This is a genomic window from Dermatophilaceae bacterium Sec6.4 (assembly GCA_039636865.1).
In the GTDB taxonomy this organism is placed as follows: Bacteria; Actinomycetota; Actinomycetes; order Actinomycetales; family Dermatophilaceae; genus Allobranchiibius.
Genome location: CP144172.1, coordinates 3,034,755 through 3,054,203, shown reverse-complemented (window position 1 = coordinate 3,054,203; position 19,449 = coordinate 3,034,755). Strand labels below are relative to the sequence as shown.

The 19,449-nt window shown below is 66.1% G+C and carries 17 protein-coding genes; 13 read left to right on the top strand and 4 right to left on the bottom strand.

Annotated elements, in window-relative coordinates; all coding sequences use genetic code 11:
• Nucleotides 1-78: 78 nt before the first annotated feature.
• The 3 genes from V3G39_14580 (at nt 79) to V3G39_14570 (ending at nt 3,863) form a co-directional block, all read left to right on the top strand.
• Entirely contained in the window at nt 79-264 is a 186-nt protein-coding gene (locus V3G39_14580) for a hypothetical protein (protein XAS75863.1), read from the top strand.
• Nucleotides 265-342: 78 nt separating this feature from the next.
• Nucleotides 343-1,581: a signal recognition particle-docking protein FtsY gene (gene ftsY / locus V3G39_14575; GenBank protein XAS75862.1), complete on the top strand. Its 1,239-nt coding sequence runs from the start codon at nt 343-345 to the stop codon at nt 1,579-1,581.
• A complete protein-coding gene (locus tag V3G39_14570; GenBank protein ID XAS75861.1) occupies nt 1,581-3,863 on the top strand; it encodes a hypothetical protein in 2,283 nt (760 codons plus the stop codon). The genes ftsY and V3G39_14570 overlap by 1 nt, the downstream gene beginning before the upstream one ends.
• Before the next feature lie 32 nt (nt 3,864-3,895).
• Here the strand turns inward: V3G39_14570 and V3G39_14565 are convergent, their stop codons facing one another.
• Genes V3G39_14565 through V3G39_14550 form a run of 4 tightly spaced genes read right to left on the bottom strand, consistent with a single transcriptional unit; the run spans nt 3,896 to nt 6,823 of the window.
• Nucleotides 3,896-5,119, bottom strand: a complete 1,224-nt coding sequence (locus tag V3G39_14565; protein XAS75860.1) for an O-succinylhomoserine sulfhydrylase — start codon at nt 5,117-5,119, stop codon at nt 3,896-3,898.
• Between the two features lie 3 nt (nt 5,120-5,122).
• Nucleotides 5,123-5,548, bottom strand: a complete 426-nt coding sequence (locus V3G39_14560; protein ID XAS75859.1) for a rhodanese-like domain-containing protein — start codon at nt 5,546-5,548, stop codon at nt 5,123-5,125.
• On the bottom strand, nt 5,545-5,739 hold the full coding sequence (locus tag V3G39_14555; protein ID XAS75858.1) for a DUF1737 domain-containing protein: 195 nt from the start codon (nt 5,737-5,739) through the stop codon (nt 5,545-5,547). The genes V3G39_14560 and V3G39_14555 overlap by 4 nt, the downstream gene beginning before the upstream one ends.
• Before the next feature lie 7 nt (nt 5,740-5,746).
• A complete protein-coding gene (locus V3G39_14550) occupies nt 5,747-6,823 on the bottom strand; it encodes a tellurite resistance/C4-dicarboxylate transporter family protein (protein ID XAS75857.1) in 1,077 nt (358 codons plus the stop codon).
• 41 nt (nt 6,824-6,864) lie between these two features.
• Between V3G39_14550 and V3G39_14545 the strand changes: the two genes are divergently transcribed.
• The 10 genes from V3G39_14545 (at nt 6,865) to V3G39_14500 (ending at nt 19,385) form a co-directional block, all read left to right on the top strand.
• Complete coding sequence (locus V3G39_14545; protein ID XAS75856.1) at nt 6,865-7,542, top strand: helix-turn-helix domain-containing protein; 678 nt, start codon at nt 6,865-6,867, stop codon at nt 7,540-7,542.
• Nucleotides 7,543-7,658: 116 nt separating this feature from the next.
• A complete protein-coding gene (locus V3G39_14540) occupies nt 7,659-8,435 on the top strand; it encodes a hypothetical protein (protein XAS75855.1) in 777 nt (258 codons plus the stop codon).
• Between the two features lie 78 nt (nt 8,436-8,513).
• On the top strand, nt 8,514-9,971 hold the full coding sequence (locus V3G39_14535; GenBank protein ID XAS75854.1) for an ammonium transporter: 1,458 nt from the start codon (nt 8,514-8,516) through the stop codon (nt 9,969-9,971).
• On the top strand, nt 9,968-10,306 hold the full coding sequence (locus tag V3G39_14530) for a P-II family nitrogen regulator (protein ID XAS75853.1): 339 nt from the start codon (nt 9,968-9,970) through the stop codon (nt 10,304-10,306). The genes V3G39_14535 and V3G39_14530 overlap by 4 nt, the downstream gene beginning before the upstream one ends.
• Nucleotides 10,303-12,669 (top strand): [protein-PII] uridylyltransferase, encoded by a 2,367-nt coding sequence (locus V3G39_14525; GenBank protein XAS75852.1) that lies wholly within the window; start codon nt 10,303-10,305, stop codon nt 12,667-12,669. Before V3G39_14530 ends, V3G39_14525 begins: the two co-directional genes overlap by 4 nt.
• 47 nt (nt 12,670-12,716) lie before the next feature.
• The gene (gene ffh, locus V3G39_14520) at nt 12,717-14,321 is read left to right on the top strand and encodes a signal recognition particle protein (protein XAS75851.1); all 1,605 of its coding nucleotides are present in this window, start codon (nt 12,717-12,719) and stop codon (nt 14,319-14,321) included.
• 300 nt (nt 14,322-14,621) lie between these two features.
• Nucleotides 14,622-16,463, top strand: coding sequence for an amino acid permease (locus V3G39_14515; protein XAS75850.1), 1,842 nt, complete (start codon nt 14,622-14,624; stop codon nt 16,461-16,463).
• The gene (locus V3G39_14510) at nt 16,460-17,332 is read left to right on the top strand and encodes a universal stress protein (protein ID XAS75849.1); all 873 of its coding nucleotides are present in this window, start codon (nt 16,460-16,462) and stop codon (nt 17,330-17,332) included. Before V3G39_14515 ends, V3G39_14510 begins: the two co-directional genes overlap by 4 nt.
• Nucleotides 17,333-17,352: 20 nt before the next feature.
• Nucleotides 17,353-18,447, top strand: coding sequence for an amidohydrolase family protein (locus tag V3G39_14505; GenBank protein ID XAS75848.1), 1,095 nt, complete (start codon nt 17,353-17,355; stop codon nt 18,445-18,447).
• A 32-nt stretch (nt 18,448-18,479) separates the two neighbouring features.
• On the top strand, nt 18,480-19,385 hold the full coding sequence (locus V3G39_14500) for a GNAT family N-acetyltransferase (protein XAS75847.1): 906 nt from the start codon (nt 18,480-18,482) through the stop codon (nt 19,383-19,385).
• The last annotated feature ends 64 nt before the right edge of the window (nt 19,386-19,449 follow it).

The following is a 19,449-nucleotide window of genomic DNA, read 5'->3' as shown; positions in this document are numbered from 1 at the left end:
GTTGCGGGGGCTGCTCTACCCGAGGCGAAGCGCGTGTTGTGAACTGGTTTTCACAGCCCGTTACCGCAGAATGAGGGCATGTTGTGGCTTGTTGGTGCGCTCTTGCTGTGTGTGGTCCTCGCTGGTGCGGTCGTGGCCCTGGTCGCCATTCCTGCGCGTCGTGAAGGTAGGGAACTGCTGACCGAGCGGGGCGAGCAGATGCTCAGCAAAGTCACCGAGCGGCACCGTGACAAACAGCCCGATGAGGCCGGCAGCACCTCCTGACTCCTCGCCCCCTCGTTGGGGGCGATCCTTTCGTCGTGGCGGATCGATCCGGCACTCGATCTTTGCGAAGATGGTGGCGTGGACAGTCTCTGGGAAATCCTCGCCGTCATCACCACCGTTGTGCTCCTCGCGCTGGTTGGCTCGGTTGCGTTTCTACGCAGTCGCGCACCGCGACGGCGGGCCTCGGTACCAGCTGCGGCGCCACGCGAAGAGAAAGTCCGCGGCGCAAATACCTACCAGGCCGGTAGTACGGCTCGGATCGACACCAGTAAGACCGCAGAGCCGCCGGTCGACCCGGTGGTACAGCCGCGGCCGGTGCCTGCGCAACCGGTGCCCGCCCAGTTGCCCGACGAAGTGCCCCTCGAGCCCGCCGATGTCGCCATCGAGACCCCGGAATCGGCGCGTCATCGGATGTCGCGACTGCGCTCGCGGCTCGCAGCCAGCAACAACGCGATGGGCAAGGGTCTGCTCGGGATCCTGTCGGGCGGTCAACTGGACGAGTCGGTCTGGGAGGAGGTTGAAGACACTCTGCTCGGTGCCGACCTGGGGGTGGAAGCAAGCACCGAGCTGGTCGATGCGCTCAAACGTCGGGTACGGGCAGCGGGGGAGGCGACGCCGGAACAGGTCTACGCATGGCTTCACGAGGAGCTTCTCGTTCTGGTCGACCCGACGATGGATCGGCGGATTTCAGCGACGCGGGTCGGTAACCGGCCTGCCTGCGTGATGGTTGTCGGCGTCAACGGCACCGGCAAGACCACCTCGGTCGGCAAGCTGGCCAGGGTGCTGGTCGCGGAGAACAAGGACGTCGTCCTTGCCGCCGCCGACACGTTCCGGGCCGCAGCCGCTGATCAGTTGCAGACCTGGGGCGAACGCGTCGGGGTGCCCACGGTGCGCGCCGACCGCGATGGCGCCGACCCGGCCGCAGTTGCTTTCGATGCGGTGAAGGACGCCGCAGATGCCGAAGCGGACGTGGTGATCATCGACACCGCGGGACGGCTGCACAACAAGGTGGGCCTGATGGACGAACTGGCCAAGGTGAAACGGGTCGTGGAGAAGCAGAGCGCCATCGACGAGTGCCTACTCGTGCTGGATGCGACAACCGGCCAGAACGGCCTACGCCAGGCCGAGGTCTTCGCTCAGGCCGTTGACATCACCGGGGTGGTCCTCACCAAACTCGACGGCACCGCGAAGGGTGGAATCGTCGTCCTGATCCAGCGTCAACTCGGTGTGCCGGTCAAACTGGTGGGCCTGGGCGAAGGGCCCGATGACCTCGCGCCGTTCGACCCCGCAGCATTCGTGGACGCGATTCTCGCCTGATGCCACAGGTTGACCTACGCAGCGTCGCAGGACAGTTCGGTCCGGGTTTCGCGCCGGTGCTGCGCTCCGCTGACTCGTTCTGGCGGGTGCGGCTCAGCGGACTTCCCGCGCGCGGTGAGCACATTCTGGTGGAGCTGCTGACCCAGGATCTGAGGGTCAGCCTGCGCTCGCTCAGCCTCGCGTCGTCGTTGTCGATCAACACCGGCGCCCGGGTGATCGCCGTCGTGGGCTCGGAGCCGCAGTGGGAGAAACGCGTGTGGACCGGGTACGACGCGGCCATGCTGCGGGACATGGCGCGCTCGTGGGGCGCGGTCGACGTGGTCGACCTGCGGGTCGCCCTGCCCGCTGTGCGAGATGGCGCAACCCACCTCGTGGTCGATGGGCAAAAGCTGCCCATCGCCGCCGAACTAGGCATTGATCCGGCGCACTTCGCCTCCATCCTGGACGCCACCGGCGCCCGTATCCGTGGGGTGCCGGCGATGACCGATCAGCTACGCGGCGATGACGCGCATACCGCGCTGCGGCAGCACAGTGAGATCAGCACCAGGATCTGGGAGGCGCTGGTCGAGCACACTTCGCCGATCGCCTTCGTCACCAGTCACGTGGACTACGCCCAGTGGGCGCCGGCCTCGGTCGCCGCCGGCCGGGTCGGTGTGCCGACTCTGCACGTGCAGAGCACCGGTGGGATGAAGGCCTACCGGGGGATAGACCCTGCATCCGTGCAACAGTCCTACCGCCAGGCGGTGACCCTCTCGCTCGGTACCTTCTTCGAAGAACAGCTGTGGCCGCACCGCGCTGCCCTGGGCCCGGCCGCGGAACTGGTGACCTGGCGGTCCCGCCGGAACCTGGGTACCCCCTCCTGGTGGCGCTCGGACAGTGAAGACGACGAAATCGCCTACGTCTCTGCGGCCGAGCGTCTCGTCGTGCGGGAGTGGGCCGCCCGCCGTATCGGACTCCCGGCGGACCGGCCCGTCGTGGCCGTGTTCAACCACGCTGTCAGTGATGCGTTGGGCGGCAACCACGAGAATTTCGACTCGCTCGCCGACTGGTTCGAACGCACTGCGGAGTACGCCGCACGCCACCCTGAGGTGAGCTGGCTGTTACTGGACCATCCCAAGCAGTACCTCTACGACACCACGGGGTCCTTCGAACGCGTCGCCGAACGCTTCGGGCACCACCGTCACCTGCGGTTCACCCAGTCCAAGATGCTGAGCAAGAACCAATTGTGGAGCCTGACGGATCTGGTGGTGACGGTCCGCGGAAGTGTGAGCAACGAGTACCCCGCGTACGGCACCCCCGCCATTCAGGCCGGTTGGTCTGAATGGAGCCACTGCGGGTTCACGATGCGCGCCGATGATCAGCCGTCCTACTGGCGGCTGCTGGACACCTCCCTTGCCGCGTTGGTGAGCGGCGCGGAGTTGATCACCGACGAGCAGGTACAGCGTGCTCGGTTGTGGATGTGGTTCTACCGCAGTGGTTCAGACGTCGACTCCGGGCTGGTGCCGCACTGGCGGCAGGGCATTGCCGGGCAGCTGCACACCCAGTTGAATGTGGCGATGAACGCCGTGGAAGGGGACGCCGACCCGTTGTTCACGTCCGTCGCACGGTGGTGGAAAGATGCTGGCCCTGCGTTGCTGCGCGCGCCCGTGCAGGATGTCGCCGCCAGCGTGCGGATACGCCCCGCCGTGGCCGGTTACCACTTGTTGACCTCGTTGGACGAGCCCCTCGGGGCGCTCGGCATCGGTGCAGAGATCACCACGGGCGCGGATCCCCGGGTGGCGTTGCTCAAGGGATGGCACCGCAGCTGGGCGATGGTGGCCAGGGCGTGGAAATCCGACGCAAGCATCGGTATCCGCTGCTCACCGCAGCCGGGAGCGCGACTGTTGGCGATGACTCTGCAGATCGATCCCACCGCGGCGCAGTGGTGGGCCAAGGAACATCCCGGACAGGACGCCGATCGGGTCCGTACGCTCGCTGTCCATATCGGTGGAAAACGTCGGGCCACCGCAATCCTGGACCCGCACACCGCAACTCCTGATACAACAGCGGCCGAGGTTCCGGCCGGCGGGGATCAGTTGCCGCCATCGCACGAAGCTGTCATCCAGATCCGGCTGACTGACGCCGACATCGGACCCAGCGGCTTCGTTGTCGTGGATGTGCTCGACGATCCCGCCAGCGAACTGCCGGATGCCGTGATCGGAGTGCGCATCGATGTCATCGCTGTCGGCGAGGATCCCGGCGGCCGGATGCGGTCACTGCTGCGACGCAGTGCGTCTCGCTGACTGGCAGACGCGGCGGTGCCGCCCCCGGTTTCTCAGACGTGCGCGAGGGCAGCCGCAAGATCGTCACGTAGGTCTTCCACGTGCTCCAAGCCGACGGAGAACCGCACAGTGGCCTCGCCGATGCCAACTTTGGCTCTACCCGCCGGCCCCAGTTTGCGATGCGTTGTCGTGGCCGGATGGGTGATGAGCGACTTGGTGTCGCCGAGGTTGTTGGAGATGTCGACAATCGCCAGATTGTCCAGCAGAGCGAACGCAGCGGCCTTTGCATCAGCGGGGTCGTTGCCGCTCGCGAGGGTAAAGGTCACGACCGTGCCCCCGCCGTCCTGCTGACGCCGGGCCAGGTCGTACTGCGGATGTGAGGGCAGGTAGGGATACCGCACCGACGCGATCTGAGGTTGACTCTGCAGCCACTGCGCCAGCTCCAAGGCACTGGACGTGGCGGCGCGCACCCGCAGGTCCAGAGTCTCCAGACCCTTGAGCAGGACCCACGCATTGAAGGGGGACATACTCGGACCCGTGTTGCGGATCAGCTTCTTGACCGGGCCGTCGATGTAGTCGGTGCCGCCCAGGATGGCTCCGCCGAGCACCCGACCCTGCCCGTCGATGTGTTTGGTGGCGGAGTAGACCACGACGTCCACGCCCATCGTCATCGGTCTCTGCAGCACGGGGGTTGCGAAGACGTTGTCGACGATCACCGTGGCCCCCGCAGCATGGGCCAACTCGCAGACTGCGGCGATGTCGATCACGTCCTGCATCGGGTTGGTGGGCGTCTCAAAGAACACCACGTCGGCGGGGGTGGCCAGGGCCTGCTCCCACTGGTCCAGATCGTGCCCGTCGACGTAATCGGTGTGCACGCCCCACCCCGCGAGGATCTCCTCGAAGATGACGATAGTGGACCCGAAAAGAGCACGGGCGGAGACGATTCGGGAGCCTTGCCTGACCAGCGCCGCCAGTGCGGTGAAGACCGCCGACATGCCCGTGGCCGTCGCAAAACACGCCGGCGCGTCCTCGATGAGTCGCAGTCGCTCCTCGAAAGTCGCGACGGTCGGGTTCCCGTACCGGCTGTAGACGAAGCGGTCCAGATCGCCGGCGAACGCCGCTTCCGCGTCGGCCGCCCGGTGGTAGACGTAACCCTGGGTCAGGAACAGTGCCTCGGACGTCTCGTCGAAATCGCTGCGTTGGTGGCCGCCGCGGACGGCGTAGGTGCTGGGCCGCAGGCCGCCCGGCAGCGACGACTTCGGTCGTGGATCACTCATTGCTCAGCTCTGCTTCCACGGTAGTCCGGCAGCGCGCCAACCCGCTGTGCCGCGGTGTGCGTCGGCGTCCAGGCCGCCCTCGAACCCGTCCAGTACGTTGTAGGCCGGGCCGAGGCCTGCTGCGGTTGCGGCCCGCGCCGCGCTGATCGAGCGGACCCCGCTGCGGCACAGGAACACGAGGGGTCGGCCGTCGCCTCGCTGCAGGCCGGTCTGCTGTAACTCGCTGACAAAGCCGGTATTGGCCGCGCCCTCAGGGAAGTTCACCCACTCGACCAGTTCGGTCGGCCGTTCCAAGGCGGCGGTGTCAGGCACGCCGACATAGGCCCATTCGGCGCGGGTGCGGACATCGACCAGCATCGCATCGTCGTGTTCGGTGAGCAGCGCCCACGCTTGCTGCGGGGTCAGATCGCCCGCGTATCCCTCGCTCATGCGTTGTGCACCCAGCCGTCGGTCGGGCTCGCCAGGATGACGGCCTGCGCGGCGATGAGCCGCCCTCCGTCGAATGCGATCGACGGCGAGCCGTGCAGTACGTACCCCTCCTCCAGCGCGGCGCTGACCTTCTCGCAGAAACTGCGGTCGTCGGGGCCGGTCAGCAGTCGGTAACGCAGGGGATCACTCATGAGGTCATCATCTCCCACTCCGTGGTCGCGCCATGATGCTCAGGAAGCGCCCCATCATGGCGACTGCCGTGATCGCCCAGACGGTAAGAGCCACCCACGTGGCACCGTTACCGATCAACTCCACGACGGGTAGCCGATCGACCTGACCCAGGTAGCGCCCGCCAACGGCGTACATGCCGAGTGGAAACACCATGCTCCACAACGACGCGTCATAGCGAAGGGGAACGCGGTGGACGATGTGACGCCATACGCCCGCGGCGATCAACGGCGGAATCAACCAGGTGCCGAACGCCCAGAAGAGCACCGAAGCCCCCGCGACCAAACCGCGGGTGGCACTGACCATGGGCGCGTCGGCCATCCCGGCGATACGCGCGCCGGCCACCACCGTGATGGCCGTGGCTCCCATGGCCACCCAGTACGGCGGGGTCAGATCTTTCGGCCTGACCGGGTAGATCAGCAGGCGCGCCGCGACGAAGATTCCAGCTGCTGCGTAGAGAAAGGTGCCGACCGACCAGGCGAACACCGCCATCAGGGCGAGCTCGCGACGGCCGCTGGATACGGATGGTTCCAGGGAAGCGGCGAGGACGGCGACGGATTGGCTCGCGACGGCCCAGATGAACCAGGTGCCGTTCGCAAAGTGCAGCAGTGGACGCCGCGCGTGGCCGACGACCGCGGTCCAGGGAATGAGGTACCCCAGAACCACCCAGGTCGACCCGCCGACACACAACAGGACGATGGCACTGCCACTGCCCTGGTGACTGTTGCTGGCCAGCCGCGCGCCGAGGACATCGGTGGCTGCAACGAAGGTGAAGTAGGCGAAAGCATGCGACGGGTCGGCGAGGTCGGCTCGGACCGCCGGCAGGAAGGCGACTGCCCGCCAGACATACAACACGACCAGGGTGGCGTACTCCAGGATGCCCAGCCACAGCAGCGCCCCCGAAAGGGCATCAATTCCGCGGTCCTTGGTGGCGATCGAGACGATTCCGGTTGCCATGACCAGTGCGAAGTAGCCCGGGGGCATGCCCCGTACGGCCTCGCGAACGGCGTGTCGTGCGCTGAACGTCGGTACCGGGTCGATCGTCACGCGGACCGCTTTTGCACCATTCGACGGTGAAAAATAGGATCATGGATGCCATGTCGAGCGTGATCCCCACCGAACCGCCGGATAACACCGCCATCGGCGCCAGTCGTGGCCGGGTGCTCGCCGTGCTGCAGGAGGCCGACGGACCCCTCGGGATCAAGGCAATCTGCGCTCACGTCGGACTTCATCCCAACACCGCTCGCTTTCATCTCGATGCGCTGATCGAACAACAGCTGGTTGAGCGGACAACGGGAGCACGCACGGGCCCGGGTCGTCCGAGGGCGTTGTACAAGAGCAGTTCCGAAGGTACCGCCCGTAGTGCACGTCGGTACGGGTTGTTGGCACAACTGCTGGTGCAGTACATCGCCACCCGATCCGATCATCCCGCCGGCGCCGCACTGGAAGCGGGAGAAGCGTGGGGTCGCTCGGTGGTGGGCGCTGATGGGGCCGTCCGCAGTGCTCCTGCTGCGGTCAGCGCGCTGACGGCGGTCCTCAGCGATTACGGCTTCGCTCCAGAGCCCGTCACCACGAGCGATACCCGGCTGATCCTGTTGCACCACTGTCCTTTCCGAGAGGCGGCAGAGGCCAACCGCGATGTTGTCTGCGCAGTCCATCTGGGGCTGATGCGTGGGGTCCTGGCCGAGCTCACAGCGCCGGTACGGGTGGACAGCCTGGAGCCCTTCGTCGAGCCCAACCTGTGCATTGCCCGACTGGCGGGCTGAGCCGAGCCTTCTGGATCGGGTAATATATCCAATAAATTAGTAAAAACAACTCGGGCCACCATGAAGGTGACAGGCGGCCCGAGCAGAGCAGGCACACAAGGTCGACGGTGAACCCAATGGTCGTTGCAGCAGTTGTCTACGCAGATTTCAGTGGCGCGCGGTGCTACCTGGCGAGCCAGCTGGTAGATCGGTTGCGGCTGGGTGGTCGCCCTATCGAATGGCGGGCGATCGAGGGTGAGTCCGGTCTGCCGGTCGGTGGACGTCGCCGGACCCCCGCGGAATCGAGCGATATGACGACCGCGCTCGCGGGTATGCAGGCAGTACCGGCTTCTCAGCACGGGTTACTCGACGATCCGCCTGATCTGATACCGAACCCCACCGCAGCGGTGTCGGCGTATGCCGAAGGAGTGGTCGCTCACGCCCCGGACGCGATCCGGCGTACTTTGTTCTCTGCGTACTGGAGGCATGGGATCGATATCGGCAACCCGGAGAAACTACGCACGGTGCTGGCCCCGGCTTTCATGCGCAGCGACGCCACGAGTGACCCGATCAAGCGGTTCGGATATGCGGTGGCGATGACCCGGGAGCCGATCACCACTGCGGCCTGGGAACTGATCCGCAGCTGGCGCGAGGAGTGGGCGCAGGTAGCGCGCAATGAGCTGCCGGTGCTGGTCGAAGGAACAGACGTCTGTTCCGGCGTCGACGCGCTGGCCCGGTTGGCAGCGATGCTGCAAGCGGACGCTGCGGGAGCCATCGACACATCGTCAGCCAGCACGGTGCACTGGGCGCCACGGACGACCGTCACACCACCGGAGACCTGGACGTCCGGGGTCGGGGATCCGTGGCGCCGGGCTGCTCTGATCCAGGAGCACGAGCTCGCAACAGATCGTTAACCTCCGGTCGTCACTCGCAACATCGTTGTAACAACGGGCGCGGTCGGGCGAAACGCAGGTCGCTCATAGTCATCCCCCATGACCACCTATTCACATCTCGCAGCGGCCGATACGCCGTTCATCGACAGCGGCAACACGGCCTGGGTGCTTGCTGCAGCCGCTCTGGTGCTGTTCATGACACCGGGGTTAGCACTCTTCTACGGCGGGATGGTCCGCACCAAGAGCGTGCTGAACATGATGATGATGAGCTTCATCAGCATGGGCACGGTCGGCACGGTGTGGATCCTGTGGGGCTACAGCGAGACGTTCGGCAACGACGTCGGTGGCGGCCTGCTGGGTAACCCGTTCCAGCATTTCGGCCTGCACGGCGTGCTGGATGCGATCTACGGATACACCCCTGCTGCCGGCGGTACAGCAGCAGGCGGGGGCATCCCCGGCGGTGCATTCGTCGCCTTCCAGGTGGTCTTCGCGATCATTGCGGTGGCGTTGATCTCCGGAGCGATCGCCGACCGGGCCAAATTCTCGACCTGGGCGATCTTCACCGTGCTCTGGGCGACGCTGGTCTACTTCCCGGCAGCGCACTGGGTGTTCGCATTCGACGGGTACGCAGCAAAAGCCGGCGGTTGGATCGCCAATGGCGGTCTCTTCCTGAATGGTCACGGAGCCTATGACTTCGCGGGCGGGACAGCGATCCACATCAATGCCGGTGCGGCCGGCTTGGCGCTGGCGCTGGTACTGGGCAAGCGGGTCGGTTTCGGCAAGGAACCGATGCGCCCGCACAACCTCACCCTGGTGATGCTGGGAGCCGGGATCCTGTGGTTCGGGTGGTTCGGGTTCAACGCCGGTTCGGCACTCGGCGCGACGGCAGTGGCGGCGGGCGCATGGGTCAACACCCTGGCGGCGACCTGCACGGCAATGCTGGGCTGGCTGCTCGTGGAGAAGTTACGTGACGGGCACTTCACCTCCCTCGGCGCGGCATCCGGTGTCGTCGCGGGGCTGGTAGCCATCACCCCTGCCTGCGCCACCGTGACACCCATCGGAGCCCTCATCGTAGGTCTGGTCGCCGGCGCACTGTGCGCGGTCGCCGTCGGCCTGAAGTTCAAGCTCGGATTCGATGACAGTCTCGACGTGGTCGGCGTACACCTCGTCGGCGGCCTGGCCGGCACCCTCCTGATCGGTCTGCTCGCCAGCAAGTCCAGCCCGAACGGATCGGGCACTCAGGAAGGCCTGTTCTACGGGGGCGGTCTGCTGCAGCTGGGCGTCCAGGCCGCAGCGGCGTTCAGCGTGTTGATCTTCTCCTTCGTCGTCACGTACATCATCGGTTTTGCCCTGCACAAGACGATCGGCTTCCGGGTGACCGAGGACGAGGAGAATGCCGGCATCGATTCTGCCGAGCATGCCGAGACCGGATACGACCTGGGCAACCTGTTCGCCGGGAGCAGGGTCGGACACCACGCGGGAGGCAGTTCGTTGCCGACGCGGCCCGCCGCGCCCGAGGGCGCCCGCCACCACGACGAAGAGGAAGTAAAGGCATGAAGCTGATCACCGCGATCATCAAGCCGTTCAAGCTGGATGAGGTCAAGGAGGCACTCGAGGCCTACGGCATCGCCGGCATGACGGTCAGCGAGGCGAGCGGTTACGGCCGCCAGCGCGGTCACAGCGAGGTGTACCGGGGCGCCGAGTACACCGTGGACTTCGTACCCAAGGTGCGTGTGGAGGTTGTTGTCGATGACATGGACGCCGGCAGTGTCGTCGACGTCATCGCCAAAGCCGCTCAGACCGGTCGGATCGGCGATGGCAAGGTGTGGACAGTGCCCGTCGAGGGTGTGGTGCGGGTCCGGACGGGGGAGAAGGGCTCGAGCGCACTGTGACGGTCGATCACGACGCTCGACGCCTGGACCTGGCGGGTACCCGCGAGTTCACCCTTCCCGGTGCTGGCCCGCCCCGGCGGGAACGACTGGCGTCCTACGGTCGTGACTGGCTGTGCGGACTGTGGCTGGAGGCCGTTGCGCCATTGCGGTCGAACGGGCAGCACGGGGTCGCTCTGGCGGCTGTGGGCAGCCTCGCGCGTGGTGACGGCGGCCCGCTCAGTGACGTGGACCTGGTGCTGATCCATGACGGGCGATCGCTCAGCACGGCCGACGTCACTGCTCTCGCGGACCGGGTCTGGTACCCGATCTGGGACGCCGGGGTGCGGCTGGATCACAGTGTGCGGACGCTGAGCGAATCGCGGGCCGTCGCATCTGCGGACCTGTCGGCAGCCGTCGGCATGTTGGATCTGGTGGTGCTCGCGGGGGACCCCGTGGTCGTTGCGGGAGTGCGGGCCAGCGTCGCCCATGATTGGCGCGGCAACGCCCGTCGGCGTTTTCCGGAGCTTCGCGAGAGCCTGCAGGCCCGCCATCAAAGGCACGGTTCGTTGGTTGATTCGGCGCAGCCGCAGCTCAAAGAGGGTCGCGGCGGTTTGCGGGACATGGCCATCCTGCGGTCGTTGGCGGCTGCCTGGCTGACAGACCGACCGCATGGCGGGGTCGACGAGGCGTACGGGCAGTTGCTGGATGTCCGCGATGCGCTGCACGTCGTCACCGGTCGGGGACGTGACCGGTTGGGTCCAGAAGATCTGGACGGGGTCGCGGCCCTTCTCGGTCACCAGGATCAGGATGCCCTGCTGACGGTGGTGGTGCAGGCTGCGCGCACGATCGATTTCGCGCTGGATGGCACCATGCGTCGGGCCGGACAGAGCCAGCGGGCGCGCACGCTGCGGGTGGGGCCACGCCGTCCGGTCCTACGCCCGCTCGGGTACGGGCTGTTCGAACACGACGGCGAGGTGGTGCTCGGCGCACGTGCCACGCCGCGCGCGGATCAGTTGTTGCTGATCCGTGCGGCGGTCCTCTCCGCGCGCTCGCAGTTACCGCTTGCGCCGGCGACCTTGGCCAATCTGTGTCGAGATGTGCAGGCTCCGGACATCCCCTGGAGCCCCGCGATCCGCGATGCGTTCGTGGATCTCCTGGCGACCGGGCCCGGGTTGCGGCAGGTGTGGGAGAGCCTGGACCTCGCCGGGGTGATCCTCTCCTGGATACCCCAGTGGCGAGCCGTGCGCAGTCGCCCGCAGCGCAACGCCGTGCATCGGCACACGGTCGATCGGCACCTGGTCGAGACCGTCGTGCAGGCGGCGTCGCTGAGCGCGGACGTCGCGCGGCCCGATCTGCTGCTGGTGGCCGCCCTGCTGCACGACATCGGCAAGGTCGAGGGGGCCCTGGACCACGCGGCGCAAGGAGCACCCGTAGCCCGCGATATCGCTCGCTCGATGGGTTTCGCCGAACGCGACGTGGACCTGATCGAACTACTCGTGCGCGAACACCTTTCTCTGGTGGAGCTCGCGACGCGCCGGGACATCGAGGACCCGGCGACGGTGCACACACTCTGCGCGGCGGTGGGTGAGCAGCGGGAGGTGCTCGACCTGCTGGCCGCACTGACCCAGGCCGATGCCATTGCAGCGGGGCCGAAGGCGTGGACGCCGTGGCGCGCATCCCTGGTGACCGCCCTGGCCGGGCGAGGCCGTGATCTGCTCGGCGACCAACAGGGGGCTGCGGGGCCCGAGCCGACCGGGCATCTCGACGCGGTGATCACCGCAGGGATGCAGGATCTGGTGATCGGGGCCGTCCACGTCGAGGTCACGTCCACTCAACGCGGGGCGCTGATCCAGATCGTCGCGATCGACCGGCTCGGCCTCTTCGCGGACACCGCCGGACTGCTGGATGCGGCCGGGGTCGTCGTACGGACGGCGCGGGTGCAGACCGTCGACGGTGTGGCTGTCAACAGGTGGGATGTGGAATGCCCCAGCGGTGAGTTGCCCGACGGGCCGCAGCTGGCGCGCAGCCTGGAGCAGCTGAGCACCGGCCATCGCCGGCCGCACGGTGGGGTGCGCCGCCCACGCCGCGTGCAGCCGTTGACCGGGGTGTCTGCCGTGACGCGCGCGATGGTCGTACCGGGTGGGTCACTCGACGCGACCGTGATCGAGGTGCGCTCCGCCGATCGCCCAGGCCTGCTCCGCGACATCGGGATGACCTTCGCCAGATGCGGACTGGCTGTTCGTTCGGCGCACGTGGCTACCTACGCCGGACAGACGCTGGACACCTTCTATGTCACGGCAGCCGGTCGGGTCCCTGTACAGCCGCCTGCAGTGGCGCAGGTGATCGCCGCGCTGATCGACGCGTGTGACGGTCGGGCCGGCTGAAACCCACCACGCCGCCAGTGGTGGCGGCGCCCGATATCCTTGGGCGCGTGTTCAACACTCTTTCTGACCGCTTGACGGCCACCTTCAAGAACATCAAGGGCAAGGGTCGGCTCAGCGAATCCGATATCAACGCCACTATCCGGGACATCCGGCTGGCGTTGCTGGACGCCGACGTCGCGACGACGGTCGTGCGGCAGTTCACCTCCCAGGTCCGCGAGCGCGCACTCGGCGCCGAGGTCAGTAAGGCCCTGAACCCGGGCCAGCAGATCGTCAAGATCGTCAACGAGGAACTCGTGCAGATCCTCGGTGGCCAGACCCGACCGCTGTCGCTGGCCAAGCGCCCGCCGACGGTCATCATGCTGGCGGGGTTGCAGGGCTCCGGTAAGACGACCTTTGCGGGCAAGCTCGCCAGGCGACTGCGCGACGAAGGCCACTTCCCGGTACTGGTCGCGGCCGATCTGCAGCGCCCGAATGCTGTGACGCAGCTGGAGGTCGTCGCCGAGCGCGCGGGCGTACCGTGTTTCGCCCCCGAGCGGGGCAACGTCGGTGGTGTCGGGGCAGTCGCGGAGGGCGACGGCAGCGGCACGGCATCCTACGGGGATCCCGTCTGGGTGGCCCAGGCCGGGGTGGGCCAGGCGCGGGTGCGTCAGTACGACGTCGTCATCGTCGACACTGCCGGCCGGCTGGCGGTCGATGAGGCACTGATGCAGCAGGCCGCCGACATCCGGGAGGCGATCAAGCCCGACGAGGTGCTCTTCGTCATCGACGCGATGATCGGTCAGGCCGCGATCGAGACGGCGTTGGCCTTCCAGCGAAGTGTTGATTTCACCGGTGTGGTGCTGTCCAAACTCGATGGCGACGCGCGTGGTGGCGCGGCACTGTCGGTCGCCTCGGTGACCGGCCGTCCGATCATGTATTCCTCCACGGGTGAAGGCGTGCAGGACATCGAGGTCTTCCATCCGGACCGGATGGCCTCGCGGATTCTGGACATGGGCGATGTCCTGACGTTGATCGAGCAGGCCGAGAAGGCGTTCGATCAGCGTCAGGCCAGTGAGATGGCGCGCAAGTTCATGGACGAGGAGGACTTCACCTTCGAAGACTTCCTGGAGCAGATGAATGCCATCAAGAAGATGGGCAACATCAAGGCTCTGATGGGCATGATGCCCGGCATGTCGGGTATGCGCGACCAGCTCGCCGCGCTGGATGAGAACGAGTTCGTCCGCGTCGAGGCCATGGTGCAGTCGATGACCCGTTTCGAGCGCACCCACCCCAAGGTCATCAACGGCTCTCGTCGGGCCCGCATCGCCAAGGGATCCGGAGTGACCGTTTCGGAGGTCAACCAGCTTCTGGAGCGTTTTGGTCAGGCGCAGAAGATGATGCGCCAGATGCGTCGTGGCGGGGGGATACCCGGCATGCCTGGAATGGCGGGCATGGGTGGCGCCGCCGGGGGTAAGCGCGGCAAGCAGCAGGTGAAGAAGGGTAAGAGCGGCAATCCCGCCAAGCGCGCCCAGCAGGAGAAAGAGGCGCTGAGCAAGGCCTCCGACGCCCGCGAACGTTCCTTCGGCAACGCATTCGGCGCCCCTGTCGACGAGCCGAGCGAGCCGGTCAAAATCCCGAAGGGCTTCGAGAAGTTCCTCGGCACCAAGGACTGAGGTCTCCGGCAGGTAACGATATGGTCCGTTGATCCCCCCAGGCGAAAGTTACCCATCAGTTTGTATTGACAGGTAATACTCAGCCAACGCAGGGTTCCTCTTAAGCAATTCGTGCGCCATAAGCGACAGCGAAATGCTCGACGGCCCACTCTCGATCCTGGGTCGAGCGTGCTGCTCCGTATCGACGGGTCCGGCGCGTGCTGCGTGTTGATTCGCCCAGTTGGGTTGACTCGCGCGGTGTTCAGGCATCGACGCCAATCGACCCCGCCAGAGGGTCGACCTTGCTGAGGAGAAGTATCAATGGGAGCTCCACCAGTGGAACTCAAAAAGGGTCTCAAACAACGCCACCTGACAATGATCGCCATGGGTGGCGTTATCGGTGCCGGGCTGTTCGTCGGATCGGGCGTCGTCATCGGCGAAGCAGGCCCAGGTGCGTTCCTGAGTTACCTCAGCGCTGGAATTCTCATCATTCTGGTCATGCGTATGCTCGGAGAAATGGCGGTCGCCAACCCGTCGACGGGTTCGTTCGCGGACTACGCGCGCAACGCCCTCGGCGGTTGGGCAGGCTTCTCCGTCGGCTGGTTGTATTGGTACTTCTGGGTCATTGTGATCGGCTTTGAGGCCGTCGCCGGTGGCAAGGTCATCCAGTACTGGCTACCCGGTGTCCCTCTCTGGTTGCTCTCCCTGATCCTGATGGCGCTGATGACGGCGACCAACCTGGTCTCGGTCAGCTCGTTCGGTGAATTCGAGTTCTGGTTCGCCGGTATCAAGGTTGCGGCGATCATCGTCTTCATCGTCATGGGTGTGCTGTACGTCGTCGGTTTCTGGCCGGGTAAAAAGGGCGGATTCGACGTCAGTAACCTGACGGCACACGGGGGGTTCCTCCCGCACGGAGGGTCCGCCATCTTTGCCGCCATCATCGTGGTGATCTTCTCGATGGTCGGTGCCGAGGTAGCGACCATTGCGGCCGCCGAGTCCGATGACCCGGGCCGGGCCATCAAAAAAGCAACCAACTCGGTGGTCTTCCGCATTGCCGTGTTCTACGTGGGTTCGATGCTGCTGCTCGTCCTGATTCTCCCGTGGAACTCCAAGAGCCTGGGCGCTTCGCCCTTCGTCGCGGCGTTCACCCAGATGCAGATTCCCGCCGCCGGAGACATCATGAATGCCGTCGTCCTGACGGCCGTATTGTCCTGCCTCAATTCGGGCCTCTACACCTCCTCACGGATGCTCTTCGTGCTGGCAGCCAGGCGTGAGGCGCCGCTGGGCATGATGAAGGTCAACGGTGCGGGTGTTCCGATGATGGCGATCCTCAGCTCCTCCGTCGTCGGATTCCTCTGCGTCATCGCTGCGGCTATCTCGCCCGAGACGGTGTTCTTGTTCCTGTTGAACTCCTCGGGCGCGATCATCTTGTTCGTCTACCTCCTCATCTGCATCTCCCAGATCGTGCTGCGGTATCGCTCCGGGTCCAAGGATCTGACCGTCAAGATGTGGTTGTTCCCCGTCTTGTCGATCCTGGTTGCGGTGGGCATCCTTGCGATTCTGGGTCAGATGGCCTGGGATGCAAGCTCTCGGTCGCAGTTCGTGGAGAGTCTCGGCGCATGGGCGCTGGTGGTTGTGATCTTCTTCGCGACCAAGCGTTTCCGTGACCGTGACATCTCCACAGCCGATATCGCCGAGCCGACGTCTCCGGCGTCGCGGGTGCTGGTGCTCGCCAATCAAACCGTGGAGGGCGATGAGTTGCTGCAGGAGCTTCGCGCCATCGACGAACAGGGCTACGCCGAGTACTTCGTCTCCGTGCCTGCCAATCCCATCGACACCGGCACGGCAATGCACGAGGGTGCTGTTCACATGTGGGATGCGACCACGGTGGCCGCTCAGGCGCGGTTGGATCGCACCCTGGAAGTTCTGCGGTCCAGGAACCTGAAGGCCAGCGGTGAACTGGGTAGTTACAAGCCCTTGCAGGCACTGTCTGACGCGGTGGTTTCCTTCCATCCGGACCGCCTGGTGATCTGCACCCTGCCGGAGCAGGACTCGGCGTGGTTGCGCTTCGATCTGATCGACCGCGCCCGTGAGGCGCATGGGCTGCCGATCACCCACGTGGTTGTGCAGCCGCAGGACGAAAGTCTGTCGGAGGTCCGATGACCATTGTGATCGGCCTCGCGCCGGGCACCAAGGGTCACGCGGCCTTGCAGTTGGGCGCTGTACTGGCCCGCTCGCGGGCAGAAGATCTGGTGGTGGCCACGGTGGTCAAGGCCCCGTGGCCGCCCGATCCCTTCCAAGGTGACCGCGAATACCTCGCCTACCAGGAGCAGGTGGCGAAGACGGCGGTGGAGCAGGCCCGTACCTATCTCGGAGCTGCGCCGCTGGGCGTGGAGTACGTCGTGCATCGCGCTCGGTCGGTGTCCACCGGCCTGCTGCAGATTGTCGAAGGTCGGCAGGTCTCCATGGTCGTCCTCGGGTCGTCATCGACCGGTGTACTCGGCCAGGTCATGCTCGGGGCGGTGACCGAGCGGCTGCTGCACAGCGCCGACCTGCCGACGGTGATCGCGCCGCGCGGCTATCGGGCCAGTTCGTCGACCGAACTGACCAGGGTGAGCGTCGCTTTCGGTCGTGCCGATCACGACAGCGCACTGCTCACCAGGGCCGCCCGGCGCGCGCACGACTTCGGTTCGACGTTACGGGTGGTCTGCTTTGCGGTTCGGCCGATGGCCGGCGCGAATGAGGCGGTGGAGTTGGATGCCGAGCAGTCGGTCGTCGATCAGTGGAGGCATCGACTGGAGGCTGACGTCGCATCGACGATGGGTGCGGTCACGGACGACGTCTCGACGCAGGTGGTTCTCGGCGAGGGAGCCACCTGGGATGCGGCAATCCAGGATGTCGAATGGACCCACGGCGACCTGCTGGTCGTCGGCACCAGCAGCGGTCCGCTCAGTCGGTTCTTCCTGGGGTCGCACGCGGCCAAAATCGTCCGTAACTCCCCGGTTCCGGTGCTGTTACTACCCCGAAGCTGAGGCGAACTACAGTCGGTCTCATGACGAAGTCCGACGCCATGCTGCACGTCCGAGGCACGATTCTGACCGGGCCGAATGAGGTCCGCGATCAATTGTGGGTGGTGGACGGCAAGATCACCTTTACGGCTCCGGCGTCCGACGAGCCGGTGCAGACGGTGCGCGGGTTCGTGCTGCCCGGGCTGGTCGACGCGCATTGTCACGTCGGGTTGGAGGCGACCGGCGGCGTCGACGACGCGACGGCGCTGCAGCATGCGATGTCCGAGCGTGCGGCAGGGGCCCTGTTGCTGCGCGATGCGGGCTCGCCGGTCGACACGCACTGGATGGATGAGCGCGAGGACCTGCCGAGGATCATCCGTGCCGGGCGGCACATCGCGCGCACCAAGCGGTACATCCGTAATTTTGCGCATGAGATCGAGCCGGCTGATCTGGTCGCGTATGTGCGGCAAGAGGCACGACGCGGCGACGGGTGGGTGAAGCTGGTGGGCGACTGGATAGATCGCGACCGGGGAGACCTCGCGCCGTGCTGGCCACGGGAGGCCCTGAACGCCGCGATCGCAGTGGCGCACGAAGAGGGCGCTCGGGTCACCGCACACTGCTTCGGGGAGGAATCACTGCTTGATTTCGCTGCAGCGGGTACCGATTGCATCGAGCACGGGTCCGGCCTGACGCAAGACAGCATCGACCTGTTCGCGCAACAGGGAATCGCGGTCGTGCCGACGCTGGTGAATATCGAGAATTTTCCGAAGTTCGCGCAGGCCGGGGAGGGGAAGTTCCCGGCGTACGGCGTGCATATGCGTGATCTGTATGCGCGGCGCTACGACACGATCGGCGCAGCGCACGAGGCGGGGGTAGCCATCTACGTCGGCACGGACGCGGGCGGGCAGTTGCCGCACGGCCTCGTCGCGCAGGAGGTGTTCGAGCTGACGAAGGTCGGTATGACGAACATCGAGGCTCTGAGCGCTGCGACGTGGGGAGCGCGTGAATGGCTGCAACGCCCGGCTCTTCAGGAGGGAGCAAGCGCGGACTTCGTTGTCTACGAGCAGGACCCGCGCGTCGATGTCCGCGTGCTGAGCGCCCCAGCGCATATCGTGCTGCGTGGCCACGCGGTGCGATGAACGGGTCGTCGGGGGCCGTCAAGCCGCTCATCATGCGGGGCGAACGCGTGTGGGTTCGCACGGTGATGCGCACCGATCTGGTGCCGTACGAGCGCGCGGTGCGGGCCTCCTGGGATCGGATCGGTCAATGGAACCCGGTCTCGGTCGGCGACCTGGCGTGGCACCTACGTCGGCAGAGCAGCGAGCACCGCACGTTCCTCATTCACGCCACCGAGCCGGACGGAAATCACGATCTGGTCGGAAAGGTGAACGTCAGCAACGTCATTCGCGGTCGCTTCCAGAACGGCACCATGGGATATGACGCATACGACCCCTACGCCGGGCGCGGGCTGTTCGCCGAAGGACTCAAATTGGTCGTGGATCTCGCGTTCGCCGGTGACGACCGAGGTATGGGCCTGCACCGCGTCGAGGCCAACGTGCGGCCGGGCAATGTTCGCTCGGCGGGTGTGCTGCGGTCGCTCGGTTTTCGCCGGGAGGGGCACGTTCGCTCGATGTTGCTGCTGGAGAGCGGCAGTGAGCCGGCGTCCTGGCGCGACCACGATGGGTATGCGGTGCACCGCGATGAGTGGCCGGCGCCGCCGTACGCCGCGCATCGGCCTGCGCGCATCGCCGCAGTGGTGCGGGCGGGACCCGGAGCGCATCGTTCGTCAGCGCTCGCGCAGGCGCTGGCCGCCGAACTGGGATTGCCGTTGTTCTCCACGACCGTTGTCGGGCCCCAGACGATCTGGGGACTGCTCGCGGCCTCTCCCATCGGGGCAATCATCGAGCATGCCGACTTCGTCGCCGGCGACGACACATCGGACGGTGCTGACCGGGGTCTGGAGCAGGCCGGATTCGATCCGCACGTCGTCCCAGTGGTCCACTCCGACGATGAAGTCGCCCTGGAGTCGCGGGACATCAGTCGTATCGCGCTGCAGATTCGGGCCGCCTTCGCCTGAGCCGCCTTGCAAGGTCTGAAAAAAACTGCTCCAGCAGCAAGCTGTCTAGTAGGTCTATGTTGAT